Below are 10,501 nucleotides of genomic sequence, written 5' to 3' on the forward strand. Positions count from 1 at the left end.
CACGTTGCCCCGCAATGCTCTTGACAGGCTCAGACTAAGGACCGGCCCGCGTCCAGGGAACACGCGGGGCGGCAAGGACACCGCACTGTGACGGTTGTCGCTTCTGGTCCGCGGCGGGAACCGCGGCCGCGCGGTCCGCGAAGCGGCGCGGCGGGCCGGTGCGCCGCTTTCCGGATCAGCCGGTGAACTGGTAGGTGGACGAGGCCTGTTCGTACAGTTTCGTCACCTCGTCGCGCTCGGCCTCGGGGCCGCGCACCTGCACCACGTGGTAGCGCCCGTCGATCAGGATCGCCAGGTTGCGCACGAACAACTGGTGACCGTCGGCGTCACTCCAGGTGAACTGACCCTCGGCCATGGTCCGTCCGCCCACCTCGATCGTCCGCAGCCCGCCGGAGGTGGCCCAGCTGGACGAGCGGTAGGGCCCCAGTTCGTACTCCTTCTCGCGCTGGTAGACCATCGGATCGCTGCCGTACGTCGATGCGCGGTCCCGGCCGGGCACCACGATCAGCTCGAAGTCCCCGTGGGTGTAGCGCACTTGGCCGAGCCCGTTCTTAGGGGTGCGGTCCCAGCCGTTCGCCACCGCGACCTGGAAGCCCTCGGCGTCCTTGCGCAGGGTGAAGCCGTCGGCGACGTCGGGGCCGCCGGTCTGCGTCCCGGTGGGACCTGCGGACGCGGAGGGGCCGTCGCCGGCCGCGGGCGAGGTCTGGTCGGGGCGGGGCTCGCTGCTCGCCTCGGGGGCGGTGTCCCCCTGCGCGGGCGTCGTGCGCGCCGCACCGGCGGTGCCGGCGGCGCCGGTGTCCGGGGCCTTCGGCATGAACAGCACGGCGTACGCGATCGTCCCGGCCAGCACGAGCAGGATCAGCAGGAGCAGGGTGCGGCCCAGGCGGCGCGGCGAGCCGGACGGCTCCTGCCGGGCCCGCTTGTGCCGGCCGTGCGCCGTGGTGGCGGGCAGCCCGGCGCGCCGTCTGCGCACCAGTTCGCCGCGCCGCCGCACGATGGGCAGCCGGCTCGGGTCGACGGGCGGCGCCGCCACGACGTGCACCCCGGCGTCCGGCTCCGGCGCCGAGCGCACCAGCGAGCGCAGCCAGCCGCCCAGTTCCTCGAAGTCGATCCGCTCGGTGGGGTCCTGACGCAGCAGCGACTCCACCACCGGGCGCAGCGGTCCGCACTCCTCGGCGAACGCGGGCGGCTCCGCGCACACCAGCTGGACCAGCTCGGCCGTCGACTCCTCCGGATACGGGGCATGCCCCTGTACGGCCCTGAAGAGCAGCGCGCCCAGCGCCCACAGGTCGGTCGCGGGCCCGATGGGCGCGGCGAGCTGCCAGTTCTCGTGGACGGGCCCGGCCTGCTCCGGCGCCCAGCGCTCGGTCACCGGGCCCACGAGTGCCATCCGCGCCTGTCGGGCCCGCTCGGCGGCCAGTGCCGTCGCCGGACCGCGCCGGGCGGGGGCACCGGGGGCGGCGTCGCCCCAGCGGGTCGGGGGCTGCGCCGGATCGGCCGGCAGGAGGGCGCCCCGGGGCCCGGGCACGGGAGCCACGGCGCGCGGCTCCGTCCCCTGCCAGGGCGCTCCGCGCACACCGTAGGGGTCCGCTATCTGCCCCGGCGGCACGCTGCCCGTCGGGGTCTGCACCGTGCCGGCCGTGGGCTGCCCACCGGTCCCGGGGGCGTACGGCGGCTGCGGGCTGCCGTCGGGGCCCGCGGCGTCGGGAGCCGGACGGGCTCCGGGCAGGGCCGGCCGGCCGTTCTGCTGGAGATCCTGGACCCGGGCCGCCGCCCTGGCTCCCGCGCGGTACGCGGCGATCGCGCCGGCCCGTGCGGCCCGGACGTCCCCGCCGCTCTCCAGCGCCGCTCTGCGGGCCACGGCGGCCGATGCGCCGCCCGGTCCCGCGACCGGGTCGGTGCCGGTCTGCGGCAGCCCTCCGGCGGCCCGTGCCTCGATGGCGGCCCGCCGGGCGGCCTCGGGGTCGACGGCACCGGCACCGCTGCCGCCACCGGCCCCGCCGGGGCCGCCCAGGGTGCCTTGGGGGCCCGTGGGGTCTCCGGGCGCACCGACGGGCCCGGGGCCGGCTGCCGTGCCGTCCTCGGCCCCGTCCTCGGGCGGCACCGGGTCGTACCCGCAGAGCGCCTCCTGGGCCGTGCCGACCGCGAGCCCGGTCAGCATGACCCGACCGTCCTCGCAGACGAGCACCGTGCGCGCGGTGATGTTGCGGTGGACCCAGCCGTGCGCGTGCAGCACCCGCAGCGCCATGAGCACATCGGAGGCGACCTCTGCCGCCCGGTACGGGGTCAGCGGTTTCTCGGCGAGCAGCGCCGCCAGCGGCCGCGCTGCCACCAGCTCGCTGACGACCCAGAGCGAACCGCCCTCGGCGAACACGTCGAAGACCTGGTCGAGCCGCGGATGGTCGGGGATCCGCGCGGCCGCCTGGGCGGCCTCGACCGCCCGCCGCACCACGGGATCGGCCGGCCGCCGGGTGCTCGCGTCCGTGCGCGGACGGGCCGTCGGCCGCCGGGCCGGACGGTCACGCGCCGTGAACCCCTCGGGCAGCCCGTCCGCGTCGAGCACCTCGGCCTCGACGACCTCCGGCAACGGCACCTGCCTGACGAGGACTTCCTGTCCGCTGTAGGTGTCGAAGGCGCGGCTCTCGGTGAGTTCGTACTCGTCGGAGGGCGGCAGCGGCAGGCGGTAGCGGTCGGCGAGCACCCGGCCCGCGTAGTCGTCCACTGTGCCTCCCCCGGCCGCCCGGTCGGTCAATTCCGTTCGTCTCGCGGCCCGTTCCGACCGCATAGCGGGATGCGTACGGTCCGCAAGCACTCACGATACGTGCCGGAGGCAACCCGCAAAGAGAGGTTGACCGATCTCGGGCCCACGGCTGCCGGGGCCCGGCTCGCTCACTTCTTCGGCTGGAAGGTCTCCGTCAGCGTCTGCCAGGTGCTCTTGCGCAGTTCGCCGTCCCAGTCCGACGCCTTCGCCGTGTACATCAGGGCGTACCCGAGGTGGTCGCCGACGACGAACCCGCGGTCGACGGTCCGGTACTGCGTGCCGCCGTCGACGTAGGTGAACTCCCAGTCGGCGGTGTTCCAGCCGCGGTACTGGACCGCCTGTATCCGGATCTTCTTGTACTGCGAGCGCGTCATGTAGCGCTCCTGGTTCTCCCAGTCCGCCTTCGGGTCGCCCTTCGGCGTGGTGGTCCAGGCGACCAGCAGCTTCTGTCCGTCGGGCCCGGTGAAACGGTCCCCCGCGGAGTCCGAGGTCTGGTACTTCCACCCCGCGGGCAGTCCGATCGAGTACCCCTGCCCGCCGTTGTGCGTGGACGCCACCGCGGCGTCGGTGTCGTCGGAGGTGCTGGTGCCGCCGTCCGAGCCGGACGAGCCGCCCGACGACGCCTGCGACGCCGAGCCGTCCGTGGACCCCTTCGTGGAGCCCGGCTTCGTGTCCTGGGAACCGGACTTCGAGGCGTCGTCGTCCTTGCCGGACCCGCCGCTCGTGTCCTCCTTGGTGCCGACGCTCGCGCTCTGGCCGGCCCCGGCCTTGGCACCGCCGCCGTTCCCGTCGCCGCCGTCGTCGCCCCCGCCGAAGGTGAGGGCCAGCACGGTGCCGATCACCGCCAGCGCCACCACCACGGCGATGATCAGCAGGGTCCGCTTCGGCACCACGTCGGTGAGCGGCGCCTTGGGCACGGACCGCGGCGGCAGATCCGGCAGGTCCGGCGGCGTCATCACGGGCCAGCCCGAACCGCGCCCGGCCGGGGTCGCGTTGCCGCTTCCCTGGGCGGCCCGCTCACCCGCGCCCGCGCCGGGGCCGGAAGCGGCACCGGCACCGGCACCGGCGGAGTCGGCCGCCGTGCCCGCGGACACCGGCGCGCCGGCGGACGCCGACGGGGCCGCCGTACCCGCCGCGGAGCCCGCGGACTTGGTGCGGCTCGCGGCGGCCGAGGTCGACGCACCGGCCACCACGGCGGCCTTGCGCACGGAGCGCAGGGCCCCGCGCAGCTTCTCCGCCGCCTCCTCGCCGCGCTTGTTCCCGGCTCCCGCCGCGCTCCCGCGATCCTCGGGCGAGTCCGGCAGCGCGGGCAGCGGCACGACCTTCGTCGCGTCCGCCGGCTCCCGCTCGGCGGTCCCGGACGCGGAAGCCGCGATCACCTTCTTCAGCATGGCCCGCGCGCCCGCGTCGTCGAGACGCAGCGCCGGGTCCTTGGTGAGCAGTCCGTAGATGACGTCCCGCAGCGGGCCCGCGTTCTTCGGCTCCTCCAGCGGCTCGGTCATCACCGCCGTGAGCGTCGCTATCGCGGAGCCCTTGTCGTACGGCGGGGATCCCTCGACCGCCGCGTAGAGCAGTCCGCCGAGCGACCACAGGTCGGCGGCGGGGCCGGGCTTGTGGCCGCGGGCGCGCTCCGGGGAGATGTAGGAGGGGGCGCCGACGAGCATGCCGGTGGAGGTGATGGACGGGTCGCCCTCGACCTGGGCGATGCCGAAGTCGGTGAGCACGACCCGGCCGTCGTCGGCGATCAGCACGTTCGACGGCTTCACGTCACGGTGCAGGATGCCCTCGCGGTGCGCCGAACGCAGCACGTCGAGGATGGCCAGGCCGACTTCCGCCGCGCGCCCGGGCTCCAGCACGCCGTCCTCGCGGATGACCTCGGCGAGCGACTTGCCCTCGACGAGCTCCATCACGATCCACGGCCGGTCGTCCTCGTCGACCACGTCGAAGACCGTCACCGCGCTGTTGTTGCGGATCCTGGCGATGGCCTTCGCCTCGCGCAGCGTCCGCGTGATCAGCCGGCGCTTCTCCTCGTCGTCGATGTTCGTCGGGAACCGCAGCTCCTTGACGGCGACCGTGCGGCCGAGGGTCTCGTCCTCGGCGCGCCACACCGTACCCATGCCGCCGCGGCCGAGCACATCTCCCAGCCGGTACCGCCCCGCGAGGAGACGTGCGCTCTTCCCCTGACGGGATGTCCCCGCCCGCTCCGCCTCCGACATGCGTCCCCTCATGCAACCCGCCCTGACAGAGCCTCCATTGTCCCCCACCCGACAAGTGCTCGACGCCCAGGGTGCCCATCGCCGCGCGACGGGGCCCGGAACCCGAAGCGCGGGTCCCCCGGAACGCGCCCGCCAATCCCGCCGACCGAACCCGGCCAGGACTTCCGACGATTTCCGGCCAAGGGTCGGAGCGGGTCCGGGCCAAGGGCCAAAGCGGGTTCCGGCCAGGCCTCCGGCCCGGTCCCGGCCTGCTTCCGGCCCGGGTTTCCCACCCCGGTCCGGCGGAGTCCCGGGAGCCTGCGGATCCGGTGAAAGCGGCGTCCCGGCACCCGGCATGATGGGCCGTGACAAGGGGGGAACCGGGATGCCATCGCTGCGGACGCTGCTCGCCGTACCCGTCTCCCTGCTGCTTCTCAGCCCCGCCCCGGCCGGCTCACAGGCACACTCCAGCCCGCCCGCGGACAGGGTCCTCGCGCAGCTGACGACCCGGGGCAAGGCGCCCGCGGCAGCCCTGCTGGCCCGGGACGGGAAAGCCACCCGGTACGCCCAGGCCGGTCCTGGAATCTCCCGCTCCGACCACTTCCGCGCGGGCAGCATCACGAAGACCTTCATCGCGACGGTCGTCCTGCAACTGGCCGCCGAACACCGGCTGTCGCTGTCCGACACCGTGGAGCGCCACCTGCCCGGTCTGGTGCGCGGGGCAGGCAACGACGGGCGCGCGCTGACCCTGCGTTCCCTGCTCACCCACACCAGCGGCCTGTACGACTTCACCCGGGACACCGGGGGCACGGTCCCCGTCACCCCCACCCTGTCCGTGCGGCTCGCGCTCACCCACCCTCCGGCCGACCGTGGCCGATTCGCCTACTCCAACACCAACTACGTCCTGCTCGGCCTGGTCGTCGAGCAGGTCACCGGCCACTCGTACGCCACCGAGACCACGCGCCGCGTCATCGCTCCGCTGGGTCTGACCGGCACCTCCTTTCCCGGCTCCCGCACGTCCCTCCCCTCTCCGCACGGCCGCGCCCACGCCGCCGACGGGTCCGACGTCACCGCGCTCGACCCACGGGTGGCCGGGGCCGCGGGCGAGCTGGTGACCACGCTCGCCGATCTGGACCGCTTCTACGCGGCGCTGCTGGGCGGAAAGTTGCTGCCCCCGCGCGAGCTGCGCGAGATGCTCGACACCCGTGCCGCACACGGCTCGTACGGCATGGGGCTGTTCCCCGTGAAGCTGCCCTGCGGGACCACGGTGTGGGGGCACAACGGACGCATCACCGGCAGCTACGTGCGCACCGCGGCCACCTCGGACGGTCGTCATGTCCTTGCCTTCCGGGTGAACACGACGGAGATCGCGGACCCCGGCCTGGAACCGGCCCTCCTCACCGCCGAGTTCTGCCCCGGCATCTCGTAGAACGACCGGCGTTCGCCCCGGGATCCCGGCCTCCGTCACCCGTTCGGGTGGAGAGTGCCGCAAGCCGGCCGCCCTACAGCGGCACGATGTCCGGCGCCCCGAGCCGGGCCGCGTCCGCCGTCAGGTCGTCGGGCTGGAGCTGCGACTCCCGCTCCGCCTCCACCCGCTTCTCGTAGTGCTCGATCTCGCGCTCGATCTGGCTCTTGTCCCAGCCCAGCACCGGCGCCATCAGCTCCGCGGCCTCACGGGCGCTCAGCGTGCCCCGGTCGAAGGTCTCGATGGAGATGCGGGTGCGCCGGGTCAGCACGTCGTCCAGGTGCCGGGCACCCTCGTGCGAGGCCGCGTAGACGATCTCGGCGCGCAGGTAGTCGTCGGCCGCCCGCAGGGGTTCCCCCAGCGACGGGTCCCCGGCGATCAGGTCGAGCAGTTCCTGCGTCGCCGAACCGAAGCGGTTCAGCAGATGCTCCACGCGCGCCACGTGCAGCCCGGTCTTCGCGGCGATCCGCGCCCGCGCGTTCCACAGCGCCGGGTAGCCCTCCGCGCCCAGCAGCGGGATGTTCTCGGTGACGCAGTCGGCGACCCGCATGTCGAGCCCGTGCACCGCCTCGTCCACCGCGTCCTTGGCCATCACCCGGTAGGTGGTGTACTTGCCGCCCGCCACGACCACCAGCCCCGGCACGGGATGGGCGACGGTGTGCTCGCGGGACAGCTTGCTGGTGGCGTCCGACTCGCCGGCCAGCAGCGGGCGCAGTCCCGCGTACACGCCCTCGACGTCGTCCCGCGTCAGCGGCACCGAGAGCACCGAGTTCACGTGCTCCAGCAGATAGTCGATGTCGGCGCTGGAGGCGGCCGGGTGGGCCTTGTCGAGGTCCCAGCCGGTGTCGGTGGTCCCGATGATCCAGTGCCGGCCCCAGGGGATGACGAACAGGACGGACTTCTCGGTGCGCAGGATCAGTCCGGTGGAGGAGTGGACCCGGTCCTTGGGCACGACCAGGTGGATGCCCTTGGAGGCACGGACGTGGAACTGCCCGCGCTCGCCCACCATCGCCTGCGTGTCGTCGGTCCACACCCCGGTCGCGTTGACGATCTGTTTCGCGCGGACCTCGTACTCCCCGCCGCCCTCGACGTCCTCGACCCGGGCACCGACCACGCGCTCGCCCTCGCGCAGAAAGCCGGTCACCCGCGCCCGGTTGGCGGCATGCGCGCCGTACCAGGCGGCCGTGCGCACCAGCGTGGCCACATAACGGGCGTCGTCCATCTGGGCGTCGTAGTACTGAAGGGCGCCGACGAGCGCGTCCTTCCTCAGACACGGGGCGACCCGCAGGGCGTGACGCCGGCTCAGGTGCCGGTGCGTGGGCAGGCCCCGGCCGTGGCTGCGGGCCATCGACATGGCGTCGTAGAGCGCCACGCCCGAACCGGCGTACAGCCGCTCCCACCCCTTGTGCTGCAGCGGATAAAGGAACGGCACCGGCTTCACCAGATGCGGCGCGAGGCGCTCCAGCAGCAGGCCGCGCTCCTTCAGCGCCTCCCTGACCAGCGCGAAGTCCAGCATCTCCAGATAACGCAGGCCGCCGTGGATCAGCTTGCTCGATCTGCTCGACGTACCCGACGCCCAGTCACGCGCCTCGACCAGTCCCGTGGACAGGCCGCGCGTCACGGCGTCGAGTGCGGTGCCCGCGCCGACGACACCACCGCCGACGACGAGCACGTCCAGCTCACGCTCGGCCATGGATGCCAGTGACTCGGCACGCTGCGCCGGCCCCAGTGTCGCTGTCCTCACCGCTGCCTCCCGCTCGTCGGTCGCGCCGGGCACACCCCGTGGGGCAGGACCGGGCCCGCATCCCCCATGCCCCAATCCTGACCGGGATGCCCGACTTCAGCCACCAGTCGCTCCCAGCCTGTGGACAACTTTCGCGGGACTGTCGGGAAACACAGCCGACCAATACCGCATCACGGTCATATTTACTCCTAGTGTGACATTGCGCTTCGCTCGTCTTGTCCTCACGACTTGCGCACCTGTCCCGCTTCGGTTATTGGGAAGGACGGCCCACGCCATGCCCGCAGATCTCGCCGTCATCGGACTCGGTCCTCTCGGCCTGCCCCTGGCCCAGGCAGCCGTCGCCGCCGGTATCGCCACACTCGGCTACCGGACCGGGCCGGAATCCGGCTCGCTCAGCCCCGCCGAACTGCGCCGGATGCTCTCGGGGGGCTTCCGGACCGCCGCCGGACCCGCCGAGCTGGGCCGGGTCCGCACCGCCGTCATCTGCGCGCCGACCCCGCGCGGCGCCGACGGCGGATTCGACCTGAGCCAGGTGGAGACGGCCGCCCGCACCCTGGCCGAGCGTCTGCGGCCGCACACCACCGTGATCCTGGAGTCCCCCGTGTACCCCGGGACCACCGAGGAATTCCTGCGCCCGCTGCTGGAGGAGGTCTCGGGACTGCGGGCCGGCCGCGACTTCCACCTCGCCTACGCGCCGGGCCGGGTGGACCCCGGCAACCGCGACTTCACCCCGGCCAACACCCCCAAGGTCATCGGCGGTCTCACGCCCGCGTGCACCGAGTCCGCCGCCGCCTTCTACGGCCGGCTCACCGACAAGGTGGTACGCGCGCGTGGACCCCGCGAGGCCGAGACCGTGCACCTCCTGGAGACCAACTACCGGCACGTCAACATCGCCCTCGTCAACGAGATGGCCGTCCTCTGCCACGACCTGGGCGTCGACCTGTGGGACGTCATCCGCTGCGCGGAGACCAAGCCGTTCGGCTTCCAGGCCTTCCGCCCCGGCCCCGGCGTCGGCGGCCACGCCGTCCCGCAGGACCTGACCGGCCAGGCGGGCCGCACCCTGCGGATGGTCGAGCTGGCCCAGCAGGTCAACAGCCGGATGCCCCGGTACGTCGTGCAGCGCGCCGCGGCCCTCCTCAACGAGCACGGGAAGTCGGCGCGCGGCGCGCGCGTGCTGCTGCTCGGCGTCACCTACAAGGCCGACCTGGCCGACCAGCAGGCCACCCCCGCGCACGAGATCGCGACCCGGCTCATGGAGCTCGGCGCCTCGGTCAGCTACCACGACCCGCACGTGCCGTCCTGGAGCGTCCTGGACCGGCCGGTGCCCCGCGCGGACTCCCTCTACGAGGCGGCGGCCCACGCCGATCTCACGATCCTGCTCCAGCAGCACCGCACGTACGACATGCAGGGCCTGTCGGTGAAGGCCCAGCTCCTGCTAGACACCCGGGGCGCGACTCCGACGGGGGCGGCGCACCGGTTGTGACGGGGAAAATTCCGTGACGGGTTGTCACTCCCCCCTGCTAACGTGCGCAAGCTCTCGCACACCAGTGCGCCCGCGACGCGGGCGCCCTCAGGTGTGCGCCGACGTCTCGCGCACACCACGGGTGCGCCCGCATCCCTGGGGGGATCCACATGAGCCAGACCACGCCGCCGCCCGGCCCGCCGGCCGACAACCCGTACGCGGGGCAGTCCGGCCGGCCGACCCAGCCCGACGCGACGGGGGAGTCCGCACAGACCGGTGACCCACAGGGCACACCGCAGCCGGGCTTCCCGGTCACGCCCGGCATCCCCGTCGCCCCCGTCGCCCCGGTGCGCGACAACTTCGTGCTCGGTCTCGCCGCCGCCGTCGGCGCCGGCCTGGTCTCCGCGATCCTGTACGGCATCGTCGTCGGCCTCACCGAGCACGAGATCGGCTACGCCGCCGTCGGCGTCGGCTTCCTGGTCGGCATCGCCGCGGGCCGCGCCGGCGGTCGCAGCCAGTCCCTGCCGGTCGCCGGCGTGATCGTCTCGGTGGCCGCGGTCTACCTCGGCCAGTTGATCGGCACGGCCATGCTCGGCGCGAAGGAGCTCGGTGTCGGCTTCAACGAGGTCTTCTTCGGCCACTTCGGCGTGGTCCAGGATGCCTGGCAGGAGACGGCCGACCCGCTGACCTTCGTCTTCTTCGCGATCGCCGCGTACGTGGCGTTCCAGAGCACCCGGAGGAACGGGGTCCGGTGATTCCCGCCCGGCTGTTCCTGGTCGCTGTCGCCCTGCTCCTCGGGGACGTCGCCGAGCCGCTGACGGCCGGCTGACGACGACCGCCTTACGGGAGAAGGGCCCGCCCCAACCGAGTGGTG

The 10,501-nt window shown here is 73.6% G+C and carries 6 protein-coding genes; 3 read left to right on the top strand and 3 right to left on the bottom strand.

What is annotated here, in order from left to right; genetic code table 11:
• Positions 1-175: 175 nt before the first annotated feature.
• Together ABT085_RS13575 and ABT085_RS13580 are read right to left on the bottom strand one after the other, a co-directional pair.
• Complete coding sequence (locus ABT085_RS13575) at positions 176-2,722, bottom strand: serine/threonine kinase C-terminal domain-containing protein (protein WP_351605857.1); 2,547 nt, start codon at positions 2,720-2,722, stop codon at positions 176-178.
• Between the two features lie 167 nt (positions 2,723-2,889).
• Positions 2,890-4,977 (bottom strand): serine/threonine-protein kinase, encoded by a 2,088-nt coding sequence (locus ABT085_RS13580; RefSeq protein ID WP_351605859.1) that lies wholly within the window; start codon positions 4,975-4,977, stop codon positions 2,890-2,892.
• A gap of 364 nt (positions 4,978-5,341) precedes the next feature.
• Between ABT085_RS13580 and ABT085_RS13585 the strand changes: the two genes are divergently transcribed.
• Positions 5,342-6,385 carry a serine hydrolase domain-containing protein gene (locus ABT085_RS13585; protein WP_351605862.1) on the top strand — a complete coding sequence of 348 codons (1,044 nt, stop codon included), beginning with the start codon at positions 5,342-5,344 and terminating at the stop codon, positions 6,383-6,385.
• Between the two features lie 73 nt (positions 6,386-6,458).
• On the opposite strand, the gene ABT085_RS13590 is transcribed toward ABT085_RS13585, so the two are convergent.
• Complete coding sequence (locus ABT085_RS13590; protein ID WP_351605864.1) at positions 6,459-8,165, bottom strand: glycerol-3-phosphate dehydrogenase/oxidase; 1,707 nt, start codon at positions 8,163-8,165, stop codon at positions 6,459-6,461.
• Between the two features lie 274 nt (positions 8,166-8,439).
• On the opposite strand from ABT085_RS13590, the gene ABT085_RS13595 reads away from it, so the two are divergent.
• A complete protein-coding gene (locus tag ABT085_RS13595; RefSeq protein WP_351605867.1) occupies positions 8,440-9,648 on the top strand; it encodes a nucleotide sugar dehydrogenase in 1,209 nt (402 codons plus the stop codon).
• Positions 9,649-9,797: 149 nt separating this feature from the next.
• Positions 9,798-10,382, top strand: coding sequence for a hypothetical protein (locus tag ABT085_RS13600; RefSeq protein ID WP_351605870.1), 585 nt, complete (start codon positions 9,798-9,800; stop codon positions 10,380-10,382).
• Positions 10,383-10,501: the final 119 nt, after the last annotated feature.

Origin of the sequence: Streptomyces sp. NPDC002265, from assembly GCF_040296125.1 — a bacterium.
In the GTDB taxonomy this organism is placed as follows: domain Bacteria; phylum Actinomycetota; class Actinomycetes; order Streptomycetales; family Streptomycetaceae; genus Streptomyces.

Excerpts from the sequence above, each read along its gene's own strand:
- ABT085_RS13580 (WP_351605859.1), bottom strand. The coding sequence starts at position 4,977 with ATGTCGGAGGCGGAGCGGGCGGGGACATCCCGTCAGGGGAAGAGCGCA.
- ABT085_RS13585 (WP_351605862.1), top strand. The coding sequence starts at position 5,342 with ATGCCATCGCTGCGGACGCTGCTCGCCGTACCCGTCTCCCTGCTGCTT.
- ABT085_RS13595 (WP_351605867.1), top strand. The coding sequence starts at position 8,440 with ATGCCCGCAGATCTCGCCGTCATCGGACTCGGTCCTCTCGGCCTGCCC.
- ABT085_RS13600 (WP_351605870.1), top strand. The coding sequence starts at position 9,798 with ATGAGCCAGACCACGCCGCCGCCCGGCCCGCCGGCCGACAACCCGTAC.